Origin of the sequence: Rhizorhabdus histidinilytica (assembly GCF_900167915.1) — a bacterium.
Lineage (GTDB): Bacteria > Pseudomonadota > Alphaproteobacteria > Sphingomonadales > Sphingomonadaceae > Rhizorhabdus > Rhizorhabdus histidinilytica.
In genome coordinates, this window is sequence record NZ_FUYM01000004.1 from 482,236 (window position 1) to 503,929 (window position 21,694).

Consider the following 21,694-nt stretch of genomic DNA (forward strand, 5'->3'; position numbering starts at 1 on the left):
GCGGCGCGCGGACGGATTGACCGGAGCGGCGAATGGACCGCAGGAAATTCCTTCCGCCCTTCGCTGCCCTGCGCGCCTTCGAAGCGGTCGGGCGGCTACGCGGCGTCCGCAAGGCGGCCGAGACGCTGATGGTCGATCATGCGATCGTCAGCCGCCACGTCCGCGCGCTCGAGGCCTGGACCGGCGTCACCCTGCTCGACCGATCGCGCGGCGCCGGCATGCTGACCGAACAGGGCGCCGCCTATCATACCCGGATCACCGCCGCGTTCGCCGAGATCGCGAACGCCACCGCGGACCTGATGCATGTGCCCGACACACGGCTACTGCGGCTGTGGTGCGTGCCGGGCTTCGCGTCGCGCTGGCTGATGCCCCGGCTCGATCGTTTCCATAAGCGCCATCCCGACATTGAGCTGGAGGTCCGGCCGAGCGACCGGCCGCCCGACTTCGCCGCTGACGAGGCGGACGTCGACATCCGCTATGTTCGCGACGGATCGCCGGCCCGGCAGGACCGGATCCGGCGGATCGAGTTGGCACGCCCCGCCGTCTACCCTGTGATCAGCCCATCCTTTCCGCTGGGCGGGGGCAGGCTGTTCGGCCCGCTCGACCTGCTGCGCGCGCCGCTGCTGCACGAGGAGGGCGATGGCGAATGGCGCGCCTGGCTGGCCGCGCAGGGCGTCACGGTGCCCAGCCAGTTGCCGGGCGTCCGGCTGTGGCACGCCCATGTCTGCATCGATGCCGCACGCCAGGGACAGGGCGTCGCGCTGGGCAACGACTTCCTCGTCGCAGCGGAGCTCGACACAGGCGCGCTCCGTCGGCTGGAACCGGCCGAGGCCGCTTTCCGGCCGGCGATCCTCGGCAGCTATGCACTGATGGCGCGAGAGGACCGCTGGTCGGCCGATCCGGTCGCCAAGTTCCGGCGCTGGCTGCGCGCCGCGATCCGCAACGACATGCCGCCCGCCCCGGACGAAGCCGGGGCGCACGCCGACTGATCAGACGAACCGCGCACTCGTCCGCGCGCGAAGCTCCTCCAGCCCGATGCCGGGCGCGGTTTCCAGCAGCCTGAAGGGCGAATGCCGGTCGGATCGCGCGAACACCGCCAGGTTGGTGATCAGCATGTCGACCACATTCGCCCCGGTCAGCGGCAGGGTACAGTGATCGCGGAACTTCGGCGCGCCGTCCTTGGAGACGTGCTCCATCAGCACGATCACGCGGCGGACGCCGGCGACCAGGTCCATTGCCCCGCCCGGCCCCTTCACCAGCTTGCCGGGGATCGTCCAGTTGGCGAGGTCGCCATCCTCGGATACCTCCATCGCGCCCAGCACCGATGCGTCGATATGGCCGCCGCGGACCATCGCGAAGCTCTCCGCCGACGAGACGTAGCTCGTCCGGTCGAGCTCGGTGATCGTCTCCTTGCCGGCGTTGATCAGGTCGGCGTCGGCCTCGCCCGCCAGCGGGAAGGGTCCCAGCCCCAATATGCCGTTCTCCGAATGGAGCATGAGGTCGACGCCTGCCGGGATGTGGTTGGCGACCAGCGTCGGGATACCAATGCCCAGGTTGACGTAGAAGCCGTCCTCCAGCTCGCGCGCGGCACGCGCCGCCATCTGGTCGCGGGTCCAGCCCGTCATGCCGCTTCCTCCCGCACGGTCAGCCGTTCGATGCGCTTCTCGTTGCTCGTCGCCAGGATCAGGCGATCGACATAGATGCCGGGCGTGTGGATCCGGTCCGCCCCGATCTCGCCAGGGCCGACCAGTTCCTCGACTTCGGCGACCGTCACCCGGCCGCAGGTGGCGACCACCGGATTGAAGTTGCGCGCGGACTTGCGGAACAACAGGTTGCCGTGCGGATCGCCCTTCCACGCCTTGACCAGCGCGACATCGGCCCGCAGCCCGCTTTCGAGCAGATAGGCCGTGTCGCCGAACATCCGCACCTCCTTGCCTTCAGCGATCAACGTGCCGACGCCGGTGCGCGTGTAGAAACCGGGAATGCCCGCTCCCCCCGCGCGGATGCGCTCGGCCAGCGTCCCTTGCGGACAGAACTCCACCTCGACCTCCCCGGCCAGATATTGCCGCTCGAACTCGCGGTTGCCGCCCATGAAGGAGCTGATCATCTTCGCGACCTGCCGCGTCTGCAGCAGCTTGCCGAGACCGAAATCCTCGATCCCGGCATTGTTGGAGATGATGGTGAGCCGCCCGACCGCGCTGCGCCGCACCTCGTCGATCAGCGTCTCCGGTATGCCGCACAGGCCGAAGCCCCCGGCCGCGATGGTGATGCCGTCGCGGAGCAGCCCGTCGAGCGCGGAGCGCGCGTCCTCATATATCTTCCGTGCCATCGTTACACCATCGCCTCGTGCAGGACGGCAGCGGACCACCAGCGCCCCTGCAACCGCTCGCGCTGCGCTTCGGTTATATGGGCAAAGCCCGCCTCGCGCCCGCGCGCCACCGCCGGCCGCGCCGACATCGCCGCGAACCAGCGCGCGAGATTGGCGAAGCGTTCGACCAGCCGCCCGTTGAACCAGACCCAGCCCCAGCAGGCGATGTCGGCGATCGAATAGTCGCCGGCGATCCAGTCGCGATCGGCCAGCCGCCGGTCGAGCACGCCATAGAGCCGTTCCGTCTCCCGCACGAAACGGGTGGCGCCCAGCGCCGCGCCGGGGCCTTCGGCGCTTAGGAAATGATGCGCCTGCCCCGAACTGGGGCCGAGTGCGCCGACCTGCCAGAACAGCCAGCCCAGCACGTCCGACCGGGCGGCGCCCGACGCCGGCAGGAACCGGCCCGTCTTCTCTGCGAGATGGACCAGGATCGCGCCGGATTCGAAGATCGCGACCGGCCCGCCCGCTCCGTCATGGTCGACGATGGCGGGTACCTTGCCATTGGGGCTGATCGCCAGGAAGGCGGGGTCGAACTGCTCGCCCTTGCCGATGTCGACCGGCAGGACGCGATAGGGCAGCCCGCATTCCTCGAGCATGATGCTGACCTTCCACGTATTGGGGGAAGGCGTGGTGTAGAGATCGATCATCGTCAGAAATCGAGCGGCAGCGTCAGGTGGCGTTCGAAGATCATCAGGCGATGCGCGAGCAACTCGTCGGACACCGAGGGGGCGATGACGGGACCGACGCCGCCATAGATCGGCCGGATCGTCTCCGGCATCGGGTTCAGCTCGTGCGGCAGCGGTGCGATCAGGTTGGAGAAGGCCGCCCAATGCAGGTCGGCGACGCTCAGCCGATCGCCGACGAGATATTCCGATCCCGCCTGCTTCTGGCGGCGCAGTTGCCCGGTCAATCCGTCGAGGATGTGGACGATGCGCGCCGGTGCGGCCGCCATCGCCTCGGCCGAGATGCGATATTCATTGGCCAGCTTCGCCTGCACCGGCGGCGCGATCTTGCCATAGGCGGCGCTGATGTCCTCCTCAGGCGTTTCCGCCAGGATCTGGTAGCGCCGGTTCCAGCCCAGCCCGCCCGGCGAGCTGATCTCGCTGGTGATGCCGAGCGCCAGAGCGCGGTCGCGATAATCCTCGGGCAGCAGCGACGGACCCGATCCGATGCGTTCGGCGAGATGGAGGATGTCCAGCCAGCCAGCGACGGGATGCTCGTCATTGTAGATGGCGATCGGCGCGTTGCGGATGCCGGTCCATTCGACCAGTTCCTCATTCGCCTGGAGCGGCACCTGCTCGACCGGAAGGAACGGCACGTTGCGGACGTGGAGCACGGCCTTCGCCGCCTCGCCCCACGGCCCGGGCAGGCCGGCCGACAGGACGAGGCGCAGCCCCTTCATCGTGCGCGCCTCGGAAACACTCAGATATCTCATTCCCGTTCCCCTTCCGGCCCATTCTTTCTCCGGGCAGTGCGGCCCATCGACGGAAGGAAGGCTGGCATGGCGCGGGTTCGCCCCGACAGGTTAACAGCGACCAAAACCGAAACCCGGCACAGCCGCGCGGAATGGCCGGCCGTCACATTGCCGCCCTGCGGCCAACCACTACCCGATGGTCCCAGGGCCGCGACGGCCGGGCAGCATGGGCAACGACGATGGACATTCCTTCCGGTTTCGAAGGCGAGCTGATCGCGGCGGGCATGCCCGGCTATGACGAGGCCCGGCGCGTGTTCGACCGGCGCGCGGACAAGCGGCCCGGCGCGATCCTCCGATGCCGGTCGGTTGAGGATGTCCGCGCCGCGCTGCGCTTCGCGCGCGACCGGCGGTCGCCGATCGCGGTGCGCAGCGGCGGACATGGCTTCACCGGCCGCTCGACGATCGACGACGGCGTGCTGATCGACCTCTCGGCCATGGACGGCGTCATCCTCGACGCGGATCGGCGGACGGTGCGGATCGAGCCCGGCGCGCGCACCGGCCGGGTGCTGCGCGCCACCGTTCCCGCGGGGCTGGCGCCGGTGACCTGCGCGGGCAACGACATCGGCGTGGTCGGCGCCGCCCTGTTCGCCGGGCAGGGCTATCTGTCCCCCCGCCACGGCAATATGTGCGACAACGTCCTGTCGTTCGATCTGCTGCTCGCCGACGGGCGGATGATCCGCGTGTCGCGCGACGAGCATCCCGACCTGTTCTGGGCGATGCGCGGCGCTGGCGACAATTTCGGCATCGTCGTCGCGGCCGAGATGCGGGTGCATGCGGTGCCGCCCCTCATCCACGCCTGCGCGATCGAATATGACGGAAGCGATGCCGCGGCGGCGATGCGCCTCTACCGCGATCATCGCTGGGCCTCGCCGCTCCCCTGGCTGCTCGGCAGCCTGTTCCTTGACGCGGCGGGAGGCGAACCGCGCCTGTCCTACCTGTTCGCGCTGACCGGCAGCGAGGAGGAGGCCCGCCGCGATCTCGACGCGCTCGACCGGAGCGTGAAGCCCCGCGCGTCGACCGTCGATCGGATGGACTGGGTCGGCCTGCACGACTGCCTGGCCTTCCCCCCCGATATCCGCTTCCATATCGCCCAGCGCGAGCTGCATGCGCTGGACGAGACCTCGATCGCGCTGATGCTCGACGAACTGCCCCGCCTCGCCGCCGATCCCGACCGGCCGACTCCTGTCGACGGCGAGCCCGCGGCGATGATCCTCTTCTATCCCACCGACGCGGCGATGGGACGCCCCGCCGATCCGCCCAACGCCTACAGCCTGCGCGGCGGCTATGACCTGGAGGCGGTCGCGCTATGGCGGGATCCGGCGCGGGACGCGCACCATGCCGGCTGGGCGGAAGGCGCGATCGACCGCTTTGTCGCCTCCGGCCTTGCCACGCGCGCCTCGGTGCTCGCGAACAGCTTCGTGGACGAGGCGCTGTCGCGCAACTGCTTCGCCGGCGACTATGCCCGGCTCGCCGCGCTCAAGCGGGTCTATGATCCAGGCGGCCTGTTCGGCTCGACCGCGATCATCCGCTCCGCCTGATCCGGCCGGCCACGCATATTGGCCTTCCCCCACCTCGCGCGGCCCGCCGCCGCCGCGTGACAATCGTCGGCAGAGGGAGAGCGCGATGAAGATTTCGAAACGAGCCATGACGATGACCGGCGTGGCGGCGGCCCTGCTCGCCATGGGCTGCGCGGCGATCGGCGGGTCGAGGCCGCCGGCGCAGTGGGAATATCGCGGCGGCAATGCCGAAGGGCAGCATTTCAGCCCGCTGGAGCAGATCGACGAGCAGAGCATCGGCCGGCTCGGCCTGGCCTGGTACGCCGCCATCCCATCCCCCGACGGCCCGGTCGGCACGCCGATCGTCGTCGACGGGGTCAGCTACGTCATCAGCACGCTCAACATCGTCTATGCCCACGACCTGCGCACCGGCAAGCTGCTATGGGCGTTCGATCCCAAGGTCCGCTTCGGCAGCGCGCTGCTCGCCTCCTGGGGCAACCGGATCACGCGCGGCCTGGGCTATGGCAATGGCAAGATCGTGCTGACCACCGGCGATTGCCGGGTGATCGCGATCGACGCCAGGACCGCCGCCAAGCAATGGGAAGCGCGCGCCTGCCCCGACCAGGGCGACTATACGATCACCTCCGCCCCGCGCGTCGGCGGCGGCAAGGTGTTCGTCGGGCCCAACAATGCCGATCTCGGCACCGCGCGCGGCTATGTCGTGGCGTTCGACCTGGAGACCGGCAAGCAGCTCTGGCGCTTCGACACCATCCCCGACGGCCCCGACCCGACCGACCCGACCATGAAGATGGCCGCGAAGACCTGGGACCCGGCGTTCCTGCGCACCGCCGCGGGCGGCAGTGTCTGGGAGGACATGACCTACGATCCGGTCACCAGGCTGCTCTACATCGGCGTTGGCGGCGCCACCCCGTGGAACCCGATGAACCGCGGCGCCAAACGCGGCGACGAGCTGTTCACCAACTCGATCGTCGCGGTGAAGGCCGATACCGGCGCATATGTCTGGCACTACCAGACCACGCCCGACGACGGCTGGAACCTCGAGCCGACCATGCCGATGGTGATCGCCGACATGGAGATCGACGGCAGGAAGCGCCGGGTGGTGATGGAAGCGCCGAAGAACGGCTTCTTCTACATGCTCGACGCCCATGACGGAACGCTGGTCAACAAGCCGAACAACTTCGTGCCGGTGAACTGGGCGAAGGAGATCGACGGCAAGACCGGCCGTCCGGTGATGAACCCGGAGGCGGAATATTGGAAGAAGGACGGCGGCGCGGTGGTCTTCCCCGGCCCGCTCGGCGCCCACAACTTCAACCCGATGAGCTACGATCCGAGCACGGGACTGGTCTATATCCCGACGCTCGATCTGCCGACCCGGATGGAGATCGACAAGACCGCATCGGTCGGTTCCTCGGTCGGCGGCGCGACCTACACCCGTTACCTGAGCCATATGGACCAGGCCAAATGGCCGCTCGTCGCCTGGGATCCGATCCGGCAGAAGGCGCGCTGGCAGACCGCCGGCACCATTCCGCTGGGCAGCGGCGTGCTGTCGACCGCCGGCAACATCGTCTTCCAGGGAGGCGCCGACGGCGTGCTGCGCGCCTATCGCGCGTCGGACGGCGTGGAGCTCTGGTCGTTCAGGACGGGGTCGGCGATCGCCGCCGCGCCGGTGACGGTCGATATCGACGGGGTCCAGACGCTGATCGTCGTCGCCGGCCCGCCCGGCACCTCGGCCGCCGTCCGCGCCTTTCCGGGCCTCTATGGACGGGCGGACACCAACGGCCCGCCCCGGATCTTCGCGTTCCGCCTCGACGCCAGGGCAGCCGCGCCGGCGATGACCACGGCCTCGGCCAGGCCCTTCGCCAAGCCGCCCTATCCGCGTCCCGACGCGGCGCTGGCGGCCAGGGGCAGGATGCTGTTCGAAACCCGCTCCTGCGACCTGTGCCACGGCGCCGGCGCCCATGCGGTGACGGGATCGGTGCCCGACCTGCGACGCGCCTCGGCCGCGACCTATGACGGGTTCGAGGGCATCGTCCGCGGCGGCGCATTGCAGGACAAGGGCATGCCGATGTTCTTCGACCTGGTGACCGAAGAGGAATCGGCCGCGCTGCGCGCCTTCGTGCTCGACGCCGCCTGGGACGCCTATCGGGCGCAGCAGGGCCAGCCGACCGCATCGCGCTGAATCGCGTCCGCCCTTTCCCCCCGAACGGATGCGAAAAGCCCGCCCGATCATCGATCGGGCGGGCTTCCTTATTAGCCGGCGATCAGGCGAAATAGTCGCGGTTCTCGGCGATATAGGCGCGCAGCGATTGCGGCGGGCGGCCCATCAGCCGCTCGAAGGTGGGATCGGGATCGACGTTGCCGCAATGCCGCCGCTCGCAGCTTATGTAGGAGATGAGCTGCTCCGCATTGGCGCCGGCGGCGCGGCGCAGGCCGTCCTCGGTGTCGCGCAGCTCGACCTTCTCGCCGACCTCGTCGCTCAGCATCGCGACCACGTCGTCGAAGCCGATCTTCTCGGTGCCGGTCAGCACATATTCCTGGCCGGCGTGGGTGGCCGGCCCGTCGCTCAGCACCTTGGCCGCGACCCTGGCGATATCGCTCTCGGAGATCCAGGTGCGCTGCGCGTCGAGCCGCGCCGGCAGCGGCAGGTAGCGCTTTTCCTGGATGTCGGCTTCCGCGAACCACATCAGGTTGAAGCCGATCCAGGCGGAGACGTTGATCAGCGTCGTCGGCAAGCCGCTGCGGCGGTGGAGCGGGATGGTGACGTTCTTGAGCGCGCTGCCGGTGCGCGTCGCGAACCATTCCTCGGTGATGTCGGCATCGGTGACGCCGGGATAGACGGCGATGTGGCGGACGATCAGGTCGATCGGCGCAGCCTTGGCCGCTTCCAGGATGTTGCTGGTCGCCACCACCTCGTCGGTGATGAAGTCGGGGGTGATGATCAGCACCCGGTTCACCCCCTCCAGCGCGGCCGGCAGGCTCGCCTGGTCGTGCCAGTCGGCCTTGACGACCTCGGCCTCGGGATAGAGCGCCTTGAGCTGCTCGACCCCCTCGTCGCGCGTGCTCGACAGCCGCAACTGGTGTCGGCCTTCCTCGGCTAGGATGGAGGTGACGATCGACGCGATGTTGCCGGTCGCGCCCAATATCAGAATTCTGGCCATTGCCTGTCCTCTTGAGAATATCCGCATCCCGCGCTTCGCTGCGCGGCGGCGGCTCGGGAAAGGTGCAATGGGGCCCGGTCGGCAGACAGGTCATCGAAGGCCAATCGCGGGGCCGGGATCGCCGGCTCCCGTGCGATCAGAAGCCCAGGCAGATATATTTGATCTCGAGATAGTCCTCGATGCCGTGGCGCGATCCCTCGCGCCCGAGGCCCGACAGCTTGACGCCGCCGAACGGCGCGACCTCGGTCGAGATCAGGCCGGTGTTGACGCCGACGATGCCGGCCTCGATCGCCTCGGCAACCTTCCAGACCCGGCCGACGTCGCGCGCGTAGAAATAGGCGGCGAGGCCGAAAGGCGTGGCATTGGCCATCGCCACCACATCCTCGTCGCGTTCGAAGCGGATCACGGGCGCCACCGGCCCGAACGTCTCCTCCCGCGTGACCAGCATGTCATGGGTGACGTCGCGGATCACGGTGGGAACGTAATAACGATCGCCGAGCGGATCGCGCCGGCCGCCGGTGACGATCGCGCCGCCCTTGTCCAGTGCGTCGGCGACATGCTCCTCCACCTTGGCGACGGCCGCAGCGTCGATCAGCGGGCCGATCTGGGTATCGGCGGCGCGGCCGTCGCCGACCCTGAGCGCCGCCGCCGCCTCGGCCAGCCGCGCGACGAAGGCGTCGTAGACGTCGGCCTGGGCATAGAGCCGGTTCGCACAGACGCAGGTCTGCCCGGCGTTGCGGAATTTGGAAGCGATGGCCCCTTCGACCGCCGCATCGATGTCGGCGTCGGAGAAGACGATGAAGGGCGCGTTGCCGCCCAGCTCGAGGCTGAGCTTCTTGATGGTCGACGCGGACCGGGCATAGAGCGCCGCGCCGACCTCGGTCGATCCGGTGAAGCTGAGCTTGCGGACCACCGCACTGTCGAGCAGTGCCGCGCCGATATCGGCCGCACCGCCGGTGACGACGTTGAGCACGCCGGCCGGGATGCCCGCCTCCTCCGCCAGCGCCGCGATGGCGAGCGCGGTGAACGGGGTCTGCGACGCCGGCTTGACGATCGCGGTGCAGCCGGCCGCCAGCGCGGGACCGATCTTGCGGGTGATCATCGCCGCCGGAAAGTTCCAGGGCGTGATCGCCGCGATCACGCCGATCGGCTGCTTCAGGACGATGATGCGCTTGTCGGCGGCGTGCGGCGGGACGACCTCGCCATAGACGCGCTTCGCCTCCTCGGCATACCATTCGATGAAGGCGGCGGCGTAGCGTATCTCGCCCTTCGCCTCGGCGATCGGCTTGCCCTGCTCGGCGGTCAGCAGCGCGGCCAGATCGTCGATCCGCTCGACCATCAGCTCGTGGAAGCGGCGCAGGATGCGGGCGCGATCGGCAGCGAGCAGCGCGCTCCACGCCGGCAGCGCGCGCTCGGCCGCGGCGATCGCGCGTTCGGTCTCCGCCCGGCCCAGCCTCGGTACGCGACCGAGGGCGCCTCCGGTCGCGGGGTTGTCGACCATGATCCAGTCGTCGGCCGACACCCACTCGCCGTCGATCAGGCAGGCCTCGCGCTGCAGCGCCATGCCCATGCCCGTCAGCCCAGCACGTCGAGGAACAGCGCGCGCATCGCCTCCCACGACCGGCGGTCGGCATCGGCATCATAGCCATAGGCCTCCGATCCGAGCGCGTCGGCGTCGCGGTTGGTGAAGCTGTGGCGGGCGCGGCCGTAGAGATTCATCTGCCAATCGACCCCGCCGGCGATCATCTCGTTGCTGAACGCCTGCAGGATCTCCGGCGTCACGAACGGGTCCTGCGCGCCGTTGCAGATCAGCAGCTTGCCGCGGATCGCGCCCGCATCGGTGCTGCCGGTGCCCTGGAGGCCGGCGTGGAAGCCCACGACCGCCTTCAGGTCGGCGCCCGTCCCCGCCAGTTCGATCGCCGAGGTGCCGCCGAAGCAATGACCGACCGCCGCCAGCCGGTCGGGGTCGACCATCGGCTGCTCGGCCAGCCCGCGCAGCGCCGCGGCCAGCCGGCCGTGGAGCTCGGCGGGATCGCCCAGCAGCTTGCCGATCCAGCCGAGGATCGCATCCATGTCGGCCGGCGTCTCGCCGAATTCGTCCATCGCATAGGCGACATAGCCGAACTCGCGGACGATCCGCTCGGCGCGCTCGATCGCGTGCTCGCCGAGGCCGGTGGCCTCGTGGATGACGAGGACGCCGGGCCGCCTGCCCGTCCGCGTCTCGTCCCAGATGAGCCGTCCGGTCAGGGCGGTTCCGTCATGGACGACGGTAAGATCCTGGCTCTGCATAAGCCGCCTCCAGCATGATATTCGGGTTGGGAAAAAGGGATGCCGGCCGGCGGATCACCAGCCCTTGATCTCGGGCATCACCTTGTCGACGAACAGCTTCCGCGACGCGTAGACATCGTCATAGGGCATCCCGGCATAACCGAGCGAAACCGCCAGGTCGAAGTCGCCGATCAGTTCGCGCCGCTCGCACAGCTTGTCGACGATCCGGGCGGGATCGCCCCACAGATTGGCTTCGAGATAGGCGTCGATCACCGCCTGCTGGTCGGTCTCGCGCAATGTCCTGGCCATTTCGGCATAGGAAGCATAGGCGCCGCCCGACTGGGCGAAATTCTCGCTGAGCAACTCATAATGCTCGAGCACCTGGACATAATAGCCGGCCATGTAGGTGCGGGCCATCTCCTCGGCGCGCTTCAGGTCCTTGTCGACGAACATCAGGTCGGACGTGATCGGCGGCGGTGCGTCGGCGCCGTTGGCCGCGCGATAGATGTCACGGTGGCGCTGGACGTCGGCCGCCGCGACGGCCCATGGCGCGTTCGAGAACTTCATGCAGCCCAGGCCCAGCGCGCCGGCGGCCTCGACCGATTGGGGCGACATGCCGACCATGTAGACGCGCCCCTTGAAGCTGCGCGACGGGCGCGGACGAACCTCGATGCGCGGCTGCTTGTAGAAGTGGGTATCGGCCTCGACGAAGCCGGTTTCCAGGCCGTTCAGCACGATCTCCGCCGCCTCGTCGAAGCGCTGGCGCGATTCCGAAAAGGGCACGCGCAGCGCGTCGAACTCGCGCTTGGCGAGGCCCCGCCCCATGCCGATGACGACCCGGCCGTCCGAAACATAGTCGAGCATGATCGCCTTCTCGACAACGCGCAGCGGATCGTTCCAGGGCAGGATGAACGCCGCCGGCATCAACTTGATACGCTTCGTCTTTCCTGCAATATAGCTCAGCAACTGGGCGTTGTCGGGCACCATTGCATAATCAAAGAAGTGATGCTCGACCGGCATCAGCATGTCGAAGCCCATGGCTTCGCCTTCGATCGCTATATCGAGTTCTCGACGATATATTTCGCTATCGTCCATTCCAGGGCGACCCTGGAACAGAAGCTGGATACCGATCTGCATTATGAACTCCAATGTCTTGACTATGACTGGTCGATGGACAAGCGATGCAACGGACGCTTTCCAGCGGCGAGGTTAGGGTTGGCCAAAGGGCGTCGGCGGCTCAGCCCCGCCTCAGGATCCCGCCGATCCGCCGCGCGGCGCGGGCGCCGGACTCGATCGCCCCCGTCAGGAATCCGGCGAATTGCGGGGCGAAGTCCGCCCCGGCAAAGCACAGCCGCCCGATCGGCCGGTCGAGCCGGTCGACGAAGCGGGCCATCTGCCCGCGCTTGAGCGATCCGCTGCCACCAAGCGAGAAGGGCTCGCGGCCCCAGTCATGGCCGACGAAGCCGGCCAGCCGGGCCTCCGGCGCGAAGCGGCGCAGCGCCGCCTCCATCCGGGCCGCGCCGTCGCGAACGCCGAGCGCGCCCTCCATCGCATAGGCCGACAGCAACTGGCCGTCGTCGAGGATGCTGTGGGTGAAGGTGAACTCGAACGGGTCGGTGCCGGTAGGCGCGAAACTGTTAACCGCCCCCGGCAGGCCGCGCACATGCAGGATGAAGTTGCTGAGACGCGGCGCGGCCATGCCCTCGGCCGCCGCCTGGCGATGATCCGCAGGGAGATCGGGCGAGAAGCGGATCGCGCGCCACGCCTCCACCGGGGTGGCAACCACCGCGGCGCGGGCGGCGAAGGCCGTGCCGTCGGCGGTGCGGACCGAAACGCCCTCGGCGCCCTGAGCCACCTGCGTCACCGGCGCGCCGAGCCGAAGGTCGAACCCGCCGTCGGCGCGGATCGCCTCGCATAGCGCGCGCATGGTGCCGCGCAGCCGATAGACCGCGAACAGCGCCATGAAGCTCTCATAGGTCCACAGGCCGTTGGCCATGCGCTGCATCGCCCAGGCGAGGCTCACCTGATCGAGCGGGCGACCGAAATCGCTGAAGATCGCCCGCAGCGCGCTATCGTCGACCGGATCGAGCCGGATCGCGCGTAGCCGATCCTCGACCGACATGCGATCGAGCGCGACGAGGCGATCGCCGCTGGCCTGGACGGCGAAAGGCGTGGCGAGCGCTGCCTGAAGCGCGGGATCGCCCCAGAAGGCGGCGAGGCCGCGCCGCAGCCGGCCATCGAGCTCCTCGGGCGGCATCGCGCGGAGGGGGCCGCCGGCGCCGATGAAATAATGGTCGGCAACCGGCCGTTCGACCACCTCCAGCTCGTAGCGCTGCACCTCGCGCCAGATCGCCGCCTGGTGCCAGTGGAACCATGTCCCGCCGCTGTCGACCGCCTGCCCGGCAAGCTGGCCCCAGGCGACCCGGCCGCCGAGCCGCGGCCGCGCTTCGAGCAGCAGGACGCGATGTCCATCCCTGGCGAGGTCGCGCGCGGCGATCAGGCCGGCGAGACCGCCGCCGATCACGAGCACGTCGATCGGCCGGTCAGCCGCCACCGCCGGCGTCGCCGCAGCCCCCGCCAGCAGCCCGATCCCGCCCGCGATCACGCCGCGCCGACCGACAGCCACCCCATCCATGCCGACCTCCCCGGAAAAGCGTCCGCGCGCCATGCTGGCGTCACGGGTGCGGCTTCACGAGGTGGAGGGAGGCCAAAGCACCGCAGGCCCCCTTCCCTCTTCAGGCTCGGACGGACACCGGCAGCTCGCGCCGCGCCGACAGGGCCAGAGCGAGGCCGATCGCCAGCACACCGATCGACAGCAGCCCGATCGGTGCCCGGCTGGGCATCACAACCAGCAGCGCCGCCAGCGCCGGGCCGGCCGCCGCGCCGAAATTGATCGCGCTGCCGCCCAGCGACGTCCCCCGCCCGCTCTCGTCAAGGCCGGCGAGCAGGCTCATCAGATAGGATGTCGTGAAGGGGGTGGTCATGTTGAAGACCATGATCCCGGCCGCATAGGCCTCGATCGACTTCAGGCAATAGACGGCGAAGGCGACGAACATCTGCACCCCGAAGCCGATCGCGAGCGGCAGCGCGTAGCCGAAGCGGTCGCGCATCGCCGCGGCGGCGAACCCGCCCAACGGGGTGGTGAAGGCGGCGATGGTGAGCAGCAGCGCGAGACCGGCCGCGCCGAAGCCGACGCCCGTTCCCGCCTGCTCGGCATAGGCCCAGACCGCCGCCTGCGACAGGTACATCAGCGCGAGTGCGCCGAGCGCCCGCAGCGATCCGCGCGGCAGCCGGCCCGGCCCCGCGCCGGCCGAGACGGCGGGATCGGCGATGCCGGGGGCCAGGAAGAAGCCCGCGCCGCCGACCGTCGCGAGTAGCAGCAGCTCGACCAGGAAGGCCGCCTCGCGACCGATCGGCGCCGCCAGGGCGCCGGCGCCGTAGATCGACACGCCGAAGTTGATCGCGATCATGATCTGCATCCAGGCGATGGTCCGCTCGGGATGGCGCGCGAAAACCGGCAGCGCGTTGGTCGCGGCCGCGATCAGGCCCGACCCGATCCCGAAGAGCAGCCGCAGCGGGATCAGCCATGGCGTGTCCGCGACGACGATCGATCCGGCCGAGGCGAGGAGCGCCAGCGCGATGCCGGCCAGGGTGAGCCTGCGCTTGTCGAGCGAGACGATGCGCGGGCTGATCGACACCACGGTGAGCGCGAGGGCGAGCAGTTCGCAAGCGGCGATCCAGCCGGCCGCCGACGGCCCCATGCCATAGTCGACCGCCAGCGCGGTGACCTCATAGGGCAGCAGGGTGATGGTGAGCCACGCGAGCGGGCTCACCACGATCAGGGCGACGTTCTGCGCCGGGCTCAGCGCGGTGGTAGCGATCATCGGCGGGCAGGTCCTTCCGCGCCGATGCCCCGCGCTCCGGGCCGGAACGGGAGCTGGCGGGTCCGGTCCGCCCATGAGCGAGGCTATGCCGGGCGACGGCGGAGGTAAATCGTCAGCCGCCGATGCCGAGCTGCGTCGACAGCGCGACCATGTCCCAATAATCGGCGAGATAGCTGATCTTGCCGTCCTCGAACCGCAGGAAGGAGGCGCCACGGATCTCGAAGCGCTTGCCGGTCGGCTTGCCCAGCAGCTCGGTCTCGCCGGTGAAGGTGCCCGACAGCGTCCATTCGGCGCCGCCGGCCTTCGCATCCGCAGTCGCGGCCACCAGCGTCATGGCGATGTCGGGGAAGGCGACGATGCTCGTTTCGTAGAATTCGCGGAACTGGTCATGACCCTTCATGACCTTGCCCAGCGGCACGTCGTCATAGACGACGTCATGATGAAACAGCTCGAAAAAGACCTGGCTATCCCTGGTCTTCCAGGCGCCGATGACGCGTTCGACAAGCTTCAGGTTGTGGGGATCGGACATCGCACTCTCTCCAGTTCTGGATCGCACTCTTCGCTTCAGCATCGTTGCGGCTCAGGATTTGGCGCTGCCCTGCGGATCGTCGATCGCGAAGCGCCAGCTTCCGTCCGCCTGCTTGCGGACGACCGCGAGGGTGTGGAACGGAACGCTCATCGGCTGGCCGTCGGGGCCGGTGCCATCGATCCGGCCGCGAGCCCGGGTGGTGGCGAGCTTGCCGTCGACGCTCTCGATCACCGCGACCTCGTCCAGCGCCACCTTCGGCTTCATCGCGATCAGGCCGGCGAGCTCGGCGCGGATGTCGGCTGCGGAAGTGGTGACCTCGCCGCTGAAGCGGACGAAGGCGCAGCCCTCCTCATAGAGCGTCAGCGCCCCTTCGATGTCGCCTTCCTCGAACGCGCGCGAAACCGCGGCGTCGATCTCCCTGGGATCGAAAACCTTCATCGACCATTCTCCTGCCGGGCCGGCGCCGCCCACGATGCGTCGCTCGGGCGGGCGCCGGCATTGCGGTGTTGCGTCAGAATTCGAAGCGCGCCTCGATGCCATATTCGCGGGGCCGGCCGCGCTGGGCGAAGTTGTAATTATAGCCGGCGCCCAGATCGGCGACGAAGTTCAGCGTCTTCTCGTTGAAGATGTTCTTCATCCAGGCCGACAGCGAGAGGCGCTTGCCCGGAAGCTGCCAGGTCAGCCGCGCATCGTGGAGCGAGTTCGCCTTCTGGCTGATCAGCGGGAGGTTGAAGGCGCTGTAATAGACCCGCGAGGTGAAGCGGGAGTCGGTGTGCAGCAGCAGGCCGCCGAAATCGCCTTCGGCCAGGCGCCAGTCAATGCCGCCGCTCAGTGTCCATTCCGGCGCCAGGATCAGCCGCTTGCCCGAAAGATCGACGCCGCTGACGGTCACCTCCCGGAACTTGGCGTTGAGATAGGCGACGCTGAAACGCACGGTCAGCGGATCGAGCGGCTGCGCCACGACGTCGGCCTCGACACCCCAGAGCCGCGACCTGGGCGCGCTGGTCAAGAGCTGGAGGAAGTTCGGCGTGACGTCGATGAACTGCTGGTCGCGGTAGATATAGTAGAAGGCGGCGGTGTTGATGCGCAGGCGCCGGTCGGGCGTCTGATACTTCAGGCCGACCTCCCAGGAGTCGAGCCGTTCGGGTCCGACCGCCGTTACCTCCTGCGCGGCGAAGAAGGCCTGGCCGTTGAACGCGCCGCCGCGCCAGCCGCGGCTGTAATTGGCGTAAGCGAGCGCGCCGCCGGCGAACTCCTGCGAGACGCCGAGCTTCCAGCTCAGATTCTCCGATTTGAGCTTGTCGACGGGCGGCCGGTCGAAGATCACCGCGGCGTTGAGCACCTCCTGCCCTGTCGCCGGGTCGAGATAGCGCAGCGTGCTGCGATAGGATTTCAGCCGGTTGTTGTCGTGGGTGTAGCGCAGGCCGAGGGTGAAGCTGAGCCCCGAGTCCAGCTTGTAACTGTTCTGCGTATAGAGGGCCAAGCTGGTGCGGACCTGGCGCAGGGCATTGTCGTAGCCGCAGCCGGTCAGCCCGTCGTCGAAACAGTCGAGCTGGCCGTTGCCGTCGGCATCGCCCGCATATTCATAGTAGAATTTGTAGGTCGTCCGGAAATCGACCTTGTCGCGATAATAATAGGCGCCGACCATCCATTGCAGCGGCCCGTCACCGGTCGAGGCGAGGCGCAGGTCCTGCGAAAAGGCTTTCGCCTTGCTGTAGAAATCCGCTTCCTGGATGCGGAACGGCGTCGCGTCCGAGTCCTCCTGCGAGAACCAGCGGCCTTCGTCATAGGCCGACACCGCAGTGAGCGCGACGCTGTCGCTCAGGTCCCAGTTGGTGGTCAGCGAGACGCCCTGATTGTGGATGTTGATGACGCCGTCGCGATCCGATTCATTCTCGAAGAAGCCGAGGCCGGCGCGGGTATAGCCGGTGCCGAAACCGACACCGCCGGGGCCCGCCACGCCGATGTCCTTGGCAAGGCCGCCATAGGCATTGTCGGGGGTCGATCGGGTCCGCGTACCGCGCAACAGGAAGCGCAGCTCGTCGCTGGGCTTGTAGAGCAGGCTGGCGCGCAGGGCGAAGTCGTCGATCGAGCCCTGGTCTTTCTTGCCGGGCAGCCGGTTGCGCACGAAGCCGTCGACATTGGTGTAGGAGAAGGCGATCCGGCCGGCGAGCTTGTCCTCGACCAGCGGCACGTTGGCGCCACCATTCACCTCGCGCCGCGCGAGGTTGCCGATGCCGCCCGACAGATAGCCGGTCCAGCCGTCCCCGAGGTCGGGCTGCTTGGTGAAGATGTTGACCGCGCCGCCGGTGGTGTTCTTGCCGAACAAGGTGCCCTGCGGCCCGCGCAGCACCTCGACCCGGTCGAGATCGAATATCTGCAGCGACGACAGGACCGGCAGGCCCTTGTAGACCTCGTCCACATAAAGGGCGACCGGGCTCGACTGGTTGTGGCCGAAATCGAGCGAGGAGATGCCGCGGATCGAGAAGACCGGCAGGCCGTCGCTGAACGGGCCGGTCACCTGCAGGCTGGGGATCTGCGACACGATCGAGGTGACGTTGCGGATCTTCTGCTGGTCGAGCTGCGCCGAGGACAGCGCGCTGACCGACACCGGCACGCGCTGGAGATTCTCCGAGCGCTTCTGCGCGGTGACGATGATCTCGCCCAGGCCGCCATCGTCCGATGCGGCCTCCTGAGGAGCGACCGCGGCGGGTTCTTCCGCCATCTGCGCCATCGCCCGGCCGCCGATCGCGATCGTGGCCAGCGAGGCAAGGAGCACGCCCCGCGCCGTTGCTACCGTCATCATTCCCGCCCTTTCGTTTGTTGATCGTCGCGTATGCCGATCTTGCTGACCAGTCCGTCTCTGCGACATATCCCGTCTATCGATACTCACCGGAGGCAGGCAGGTTCGGATTGTCCAAATAGAGGGGTGGGACTTGACCTTTTCGATATCGCCTCGTTCACATCAGACAACAACCAGATATTATCCAATAATCGTCCCGATCATTTCTACGAACGGGATTCTTGATATTGCCCGTATCCTGGTTTCTTCTGTCTACCCGGCATGATCAACGTCGGCCCTGCGCCGCCAGCGTAAGCCCGGCCGGGGGATCGAGCATCCGGTCGAGATACCAGTTCTGGAACTGCCAGATCGGCTTTTCGAGATGCGAGAAGCGGGTCGGCTCCCAGCCGTCGGATTCGAGCCCGGCCTGAACACCGCGGCAGATCACCAGGTCCTCACTGTTGATCCGGTCGATCCAGGCACCCATGTCAGCGATATGCTCGGCGGCGCCCGGCTGATCCTTGCCACCCTTCATCATGTACATGGTCCAGACGAAGCGCGTCTTCTTGTGCCCCACGATCTCGGTGACATAGGTGCTGACGCTGTCCTCGCTGACCGACATCAGGAATTGCGGGTGGAGCGCGAAGAAGGACAACCGCTGGCCCGCCCATTCGGGCACGCCCGCGATCCTCGGCCCCGCGACCATCGGCTCCGGCCCGGTATAGGGGGTATAGAGATCGTGCCAGTTCCGCCGCTGGCCGTCCGAGGAATAGGAATGTTCCGCAGGCGATATGGCATGGAACGAGTCGCGGTGGACGGCGATGGTGTGGTAATTCTCGTTGGCGTTCTCGAGCATCACCTTCCAATTATAGTCGCCCTCGATCTCCGAGCGATGGACCGGCTCCATCGCGCCGATGTCCCACGGGCTGATCAGCTCGATCAGGTCGGGGATCTTCGCGGCCAGCGGCTCGGCACCGGCATCGAAGTTGATGAAGATCATGCCGTTGACGATCTCGTGGCGAATCTCGGTGAGCCTGACCGTGCAGGGATCGAAGCCCTCCGCCTTGCCCATGCCCGGCGCGACCTGGAGCTGACCGGTCGTGTCGTAGTTCCAGGCATGATAGGGGCAGACGAACGCCGGGGCGTTGCCCGCGCCGCTGGCCACCGCCATCGCGCGATGCTTGCAGACGTTGAAGAAGGCGCGGATCAGCCCGTCCTTGCCGCGCACCACCAGCACCGGCTCGCCGACCACGGTCAGCGCGACATAGTCGCCCGGCTGCGACACCGCCCCGACATGCGCGGCATAGAGCCATTCGCGCTTGAAGATCCGCTCCCGCTCCCGTTCGAACATGGCGGGATCGAGGTACATGCGCTTCGGCATCCACTGCGCCTTCTCCAGCGGCCGGCGGACGCGCTCGAAATCCTCTGCCTGGAAAATATCGGACATTGCCGCTCCTCTTGGATGTGGATCGGCCGCGCTGCGGCCGTTCGTCAGCGGGGATGCCGTTCGCGGCCCCCGCCCGACAGGGGCGGGATGGCCAAAGCGACGGCGCGGTCGGCACGGCTCATAGCTTGCGTATCTTCGTGCCGAACTGCTGCATCCGCTTCACGACATGGGCGGGATCGAGCAACGTCTCGGGATTGTAGAGACCGGGACCGACCGGCGGACCGCCGGCCAGGCCCATCATCCGCTCCATGCACAGCACCGCCCCGCGTGCGCTCATCGCCGCATAGCCTGCCTCGTCCTCCAGCTCGTAGCGCTCGCGGGCATGGACGCCGTCATGGCGCTCGCCCTCGATCTCCACGAATATTTCGTGCGATATGCCTTCGCCCCGGAAGGAGCGCGCGGTCTTGTCGAGTGCGAAGGCCATGTCGACCGACCGGGCCCCCGTCTCGTTGGCGAGGGTGATGACGTCGGGCAGCGCGAAGCCATGTGCGGGCAGCGCGCGGCCGTCGCTGCTGGTGATGCTCAGCGTCTCCGATCCGTTGCGGCGCCATTGCCATTTGCCGTCGCGCCGGACGAGATAGGACGGCACGCCGAAATTGCCGGTGACCATGTTCGAGGAGGCGGAGCCGCCTCCGCCGAAATCGACCGGATCGAAGATCGCGCTGACCGTCAGCTTGTCGATCGACCGGAAACCCCTGGCGAGCTCGAGCGCCGCGACCGGCATCGATCCGCCGTGCAGATGGCCGAGCAGCAGCAGCGGGGCCCCTTTCGGATTGTGGATGTGCCGCGCGATGAACGGCGCGAAGTCGTACACATATTCGGAGAAGGCCGCGTAGGGGATATGCTGCTCCTCGGCCAGGGTCATGCCGTGCAGCGCGCGATCCTTGATCATCGGGATGAAGCAACTGAACCGCATCCCCTTGGGAAGGCCCAGCCCCGGCGTCATGATGTCGGCGGTCATCGCCTCGGCATGGCCGACCTCGGCCGCCAGTTGCTGCGCCTTTTCCAGCCGGCGCCCGGCAATCACGAAGGGAAGGTCGGGGTAGAGCCGGCGGAGGCTGCGCGCCGCCTCGCTGCCGACTGGCCCATAACCGACGAAGAGCACCGGCTCCTTCGAAGACAAGCTCATTTCCGCGTCTCCTCACCTGGCGCCGCCACGGCGGCGTCCAACAATGTCCGCATCGATCCGGACGGGGCTTCAGGCCGCGACCTGACTGAAGTCGGCACCGAACTCGGCCAGCCGGCGAACCGCATCGCCCGGGTCGATCAGCCGTTCGGGCAGATAGAGACCCGGGGCGGCCGGGCTTCCGTTCGCGAGACCCAGCAGGCCTTCGAGCCCCAGCGCGACGAACAGCGCGGTCAGCGGCGCCTGGCCGGCCGGATGGACGATCCGATGGACGGTTCGCCGCGGCGCGCCATCCTTGCCGAGACCGCTGATCTCGATGCCGATCTCGGTCGAATGATGGTCGCCGGCCCGGCGCGCCGGCGTCTCGCCGATCGCGAGATCGAGCCGGACCGAGGTCGCGCCGGTCGCCGCCGCTAGGCTGACCGAGTCGAGCGGCGAATAGGCCTGGGCCGGCACCTCGCGCCCCGACGAGTCGATCAGGGTCGATTCAGCGAGGTCGCCGCCGACCCAGAAATAGTCGCCGTCGTGCCGGATCATCGCGAAGGGCGCGTGGCCGGTGATGCGCTCATAATCGGCATAGGCCGCGGGCCCGCCCATGTCCCGCTCGTCGAGCAGCGCGGTGATCCGGATCGAATCGATCGCGGCATAGTCCCTGGCGGCGTACAGGGCCGGCAGCACTGCGGCGCCCGCCAACCACTGGCTCGACAGCATCATCGCCGCTGCGTTCGGGTTCCGAATGTGGACCGCGACCTCGGGAGCGATCTCGAAAGCGCCGCTGGAGATGCTGAGATAGGGGATGCGCCGCGCCTGCGCTTCCGCCGCGGCATGGAGCCAGTCGTCCTTGACGAACAGCGCGAAGGCACCGAAGCGCCGATCAGGCGACAGGCCCAGGTCGGGCCGCTCGAGATCGACCTGCACCGCAACGGCACCGTCGATGCCGCTCGCGACCGCCTCGGCCTTGGCGATGTCGCGGCCGCCGATCGCGATCGGCAGGTCCGGGTACATCCGACGCAAGATCGTTGCGCTGATGCTTCCCACCACACCCGAACCGCCGATCAATAATATGGGCGCGTCGATGTTGTTCGCCATTGCCGATTTCCCTTCCGATGACCGGACCGGTCGGGCCGTCGGCTCGTGCAGC

At 68.1% G+C, this 21,694-nt stretch carries 19 protein-coding genes; 3 read left to right on the forward strand and 16 right to left on the reverse strand.

What is annotated here, in order from left to right; genetic code table 11:
• The first annotated feature begins 32 nt into the window (after nucleotides 1-32).
• On the forward strand, nucleotides 33-989 hold the full coding sequence (locus B5X82_RS11665) for a LysR substrate-binding domain-containing protein (protein WP_079648325.1): 957 nt from the start codon (nucleotides 33-35) through the stop codon (nucleotides 987-989).
• On the opposite strand, the gene B5X82_RS11670 is transcribed toward B5X82_RS11665, so the two are convergent.
• Genes B5X82_RS11670 through B5X82_RS11685 form a run of 4 tightly spaced genes read right to left on the reverse strand, consistent with a single transcriptional unit; the run spans nucleotide 990 to nucleotide 3,803 of the window.
• The gene (locus B5X82_RS11670; protein ID WP_079648326.1) at nucleotides 990-1,625 is read right to left on the reverse strand and encodes a 3-oxoacid CoA-transferase subunit B; all 636 of its coding nucleotides are present in this window, start codon (nucleotides 1,623-1,625) and stop codon (nucleotides 990-992) included.
• Entirely contained in the window at nucleotides 1,622-2,329 is a 708-nt protein-coding gene (locus B5X82_RS11675; protein WP_079648327.1) for a CoA transferase subunit A, read from the reverse strand. The genes B5X82_RS11670 and B5X82_RS11675 overlap by 4 nt, the downstream gene beginning before the upstream one ends.
• 2 nt (nucleotides 2,330-2,331) lie before the next feature.
• A complete protein-coding gene (locus tag B5X82_RS11680) occupies nucleotides 2,332-3,015 on the reverse strand; it encodes a glutathione S-transferase family protein (protein ID WP_079648328.1) in 684 nt (227 codons plus the stop codon).
• Nucleotides 3,016-3,017: 2 nt separating this feature from the next.
• Nucleotides 3,018-3,803: a glutathione S-transferase family protein gene (locus B5X82_RS11685; RefSeq protein WP_079648329.1), complete on the reverse strand. Its 786-nt coding sequence runs from the start codon at nucleotides 3,801-3,803 to the stop codon at nucleotides 3,018-3,020.
• 218 nt (nucleotides 3,804-4,021) lie between these two features.
• On the opposite strand from B5X82_RS11685, the gene B5X82_RS11690 reads away from it, so the two are divergent.
• Nucleotides 4,022-5,380: an FAD-binding oxidoreductase gene (locus B5X82_RS11690; protein WP_079648330.1), complete on the forward strand. Its 1,359-nt coding sequence runs from the start codon at nucleotides 4,022-4,024 to the stop codon at nucleotides 5,378-5,380.
• Between the two features lie 85 nt (nucleotides 5,381-5,465).
• Nucleotides 5,466-7,538 carry an outer membrane protein assembly factor BamB family protein gene (locus B5X82_RS11695; protein ID WP_079648331.1) on the forward strand — a complete coding sequence of 691 codons (2,073 nt, stop codon included), beginning with the start codon at nucleotides 5,466-5,468 and terminating at the stop codon, nucleotides 7,536-7,538.
• Nucleotides 7,539-7,620: 82 nt separating this feature from the next.
• Here B5X82_RS11695 and B5X82_RS11700 read toward each other — a convergent pair whose 3' ends face one another.
• From B5X82_RS11700 to B5X82_RS11755, 12 genes are all read right to left on the reverse strand, one after another.
• Entirely contained in the window at nucleotides 7,621-8,517 is an 897-nt protein-coding gene (locus B5X82_RS11700) for an SDR family oxidoreductase (RefSeq protein ID WP_079648332.1), read from the reverse strand.
• A gap of 136 nt (nucleotides 8,518-8,653) precedes the next feature.
• A complete protein-coding gene (locus B5X82_RS11705; RefSeq protein WP_079648333.1) occupies nucleotides 8,654-10,087 on the reverse strand; it encodes an NAD-dependent succinate-semialdehyde dehydrogenase in 1,434 nt (477 codons plus the stop codon).
• Nucleotides 10,088-10,092: 5 nt separating this feature from the next.
• Complete coding sequence (locus B5X82_RS11710) at nucleotides 10,093-10,806, reverse strand: dienelactone hydrolase family protein (RefSeq protein ID WP_079648334.1); 714 nt, start codon at nucleotides 10,804-10,806, stop codon at nucleotides 10,093-10,095.
• 54 nt (nucleotides 10,807-10,860) lie between these two features.
• A complete protein-coding gene (locus B5X82_RS11715; RefSeq protein WP_079648335.1) occupies nucleotides 10,861-11,922 on the reverse strand; it encodes an LLM class flavin-dependent oxidoreductase in 1,062 nt (353 codons plus the stop codon).
• 100 nt (nucleotides 11,923-12,022) lie between these two features.
• The gene (locus B5X82_RS11720; protein WP_079648336.1) at nucleotides 12,023-13,420 is read right to left on the reverse strand and encodes a flavin monoamine oxidase family protein; all 1,398 of its coding nucleotides are present in this window, start codon (nucleotides 13,418-13,420) and stop codon (nucleotides 12,023-12,025) included.
• 100 nt (nucleotides 13,421-13,520) lie between these two features.
• A complete protein-coding gene (locus tag B5X82_RS11725) occupies nucleotides 13,521-14,669 on the reverse strand; it encodes an MFS transporter (RefSeq protein ID WP_079648337.1) in 1,149 nt (382 codons plus the stop codon).
• Nucleotides 14,670-14,781: 112 nt separating this feature from the next.
• On the reverse strand, nucleotides 14,782-15,198 hold the full coding sequence (locus B5X82_RS11730; RefSeq protein WP_079648338.1) for an ester cyclase: 417 nt from the start codon (nucleotides 15,196-15,198) through the stop codon (nucleotides 14,782-14,784).
• Between the two features lie 51 nt (nucleotides 15,199-15,249).
• Nucleotides 15,250-15,636, reverse strand: a complete 387-nt coding sequence (locus B5X82_RS11735) for a YybH family protein (RefSeq protein WP_079648339.1) — start codon at nucleotides 15,634-15,636, stop codon at nucleotides 15,250-15,252.
• A gap of 73 nt (nucleotides 15,637-15,709) precedes the next feature.
• Entirely contained in the window at nucleotides 15,710-18,004 is a 2,295-nt protein-coding gene (locus B5X82_RS11740) for a TonB-dependent receptor (protein WP_079648340.1), read from the reverse strand.
• A 262-nt stretch (nucleotides 18,005-18,266) separates the two neighbouring features.
• On the reverse strand, nucleotides 18,267-19,427 hold the full coding sequence (locus tag B5X82_RS11745) for an aromatic ring-hydroxylating oxygenase subunit alpha (RefSeq protein WP_079648341.1): 1,161 nt from the start codon (nucleotides 19,425-19,427) through the stop codon (nucleotides 18,267-18,269).
• Between the two features lie 118 nt (nucleotides 19,428-19,545).
• Complete coding sequence (locus tag B5X82_RS11750; protein ID WP_079648342.1) at nucleotides 19,546-20,556, reverse strand: hypothetical protein; 1,011 nt, start codon at nucleotides 20,554-20,556, stop codon at nucleotides 19,546-19,548.
• Between the two features lie 69 nt (nucleotides 20,557-20,625).
• Entirely contained in the window at nucleotides 20,626-21,642 is a 1,017-nt protein-coding gene (locus tag B5X82_RS11755) for a saccharopine dehydrogenase (protein WP_079648343.1), read from the reverse strand.
• Nucleotides 21,643-21,694: the final 52 nt, after the last annotated feature.

Excerpts from the sequence above, each read along its gene's own strand:
- B5X82_RS11705 (WP_079648333.1), bottom strand. The coding sequence starts at position 10,087 with ATGGGCATGGCGCTGCAGCGCGAGGCCTGCCTGATCGACGGCGAGTGG.
- B5X82_RS11730 (WP_079648338.1), bottom strand. The coding sequence starts at position 15,198 with ATGTCCGATCCCCACAACCTGAAGCTTGTCGAACGCGTCATCGGCGCC.
- B5X82_RS11720 (WP_079648336.1), bottom strand. The coding sequence starts at position 13,420 with ATGGATGGGGTGGCTGTCGGTCGGCGCGGCGTGATCGCGGGCGGGATC.
- B5X82_RS11680 (WP_079648328.1), bottom strand. The coding sequence starts at position 3,015 with ATGATCGATCTCTACACCACGCCTTCCCCCAATACGTGGAAGGTCAGC.
- B5X82_RS11675 (WP_079648327.1), bottom strand. The coding sequence starts at position 2,329 with ATGGCACGGAAGATATATGAGGACGCGCGCTCCGCGCTCGACGGGCTG.
- B5X82_RS11695 (WP_079648331.1), top strand. The coding sequence starts at position 5,466 with ATGAAGATTTCGAAACGAGCCATGACGATGACCGGCGTGGCGGCGGCC.
- B5X82_RS11735 (WP_079648339.1), bottom strand. The coding sequence starts at position 15,636 with ATGAAGGTTTTCGATCCCAGGGAGATCGACGCCGCGGTTTCGCGCGCG.
- B5X82_RS11715 (WP_079648335.1), bottom strand. The coding sequence starts at position 11,922 with ATGCAGATCGGTATCCAGCTTCTGTTCCAGGGTCGCCCTGGAATGGAC.
- B5X82_RS11740 (WP_079648340.1), bottom strand. The coding sequence starts at position 18,004 with ATGATGACGGTAGCAACGGCGCGGGGCGTGCTCCTTGCCTCGCTGGCC.
- B5X82_RS11745 (WP_079648341.1), bottom strand. The coding sequence starts at position 19,427 with ATGTCCGATATTTTCCAGGCAGAGGATTTCGAGCGCGTCCGCCGGCCG.
- B5X82_RS11685 (WP_079648329.1), bottom strand. The coding sequence starts at position 3,803 with ATGAGATATCTGAGTGTTTCCGAGGCGCGCACGATGAAGGGGCTGCGC.
- B5X82_RS11750 (WP_079648342.1), bottom strand. The coding sequence starts at position 20,556 with ATGAGCTTGTCTTCGAAGGAGCCGGTGCTCTTCGTCGGTTATGGGCCA.
- B5X82_RS11725 (WP_079648337.1), bottom strand. The coding sequence starts at position 14,669 with ATGATCGCTACCACCGCGCTGAGCCCGGCGCAGAACGTCGCCCTGATC.
- B5X82_RS11670 (WP_079648326.1), bottom strand. The coding sequence starts at position 1,625 with ATGACGGGCTGGACCCGCGACCAGATGGCGGCGCGTGCCGCGCGCGAG.
- B5X82_RS11665 (WP_079648325.1), top strand. The coding sequence starts at position 33 with ATGGACCGCAGGAAATTCCTTCCGCCCTTCGCTGCCCTGCGCGCCTTC.
- B5X82_RS11700 (WP_079648332.1), bottom strand. The coding sequence starts at position 8,517 with ATGGCCAGAATTCTGATATTGGGCGCGACCGGCAACATCGCGTCGATC.
- B5X82_RS11755 (WP_079648343.1), bottom strand. The coding sequence starts at position 21,642 with ATGGCGAACAACATCGACGCGCCCATATTATTGATCGGCGGTTCGGGT.
- B5X82_RS11710 (WP_079648334.1), bottom strand. The coding sequence starts at position 10,806 with ATGCAGAGCCAGGATCTTACCGTCGTCCATGACGGAACCGCCCTGACC.
- B5X82_RS11690 (WP_079648330.1), top strand. The coding sequence starts at position 4,022 with ATGGACATTCCTTCCGGTTTCGAAGGCGAGCTGATCGCGGCGGGCATG.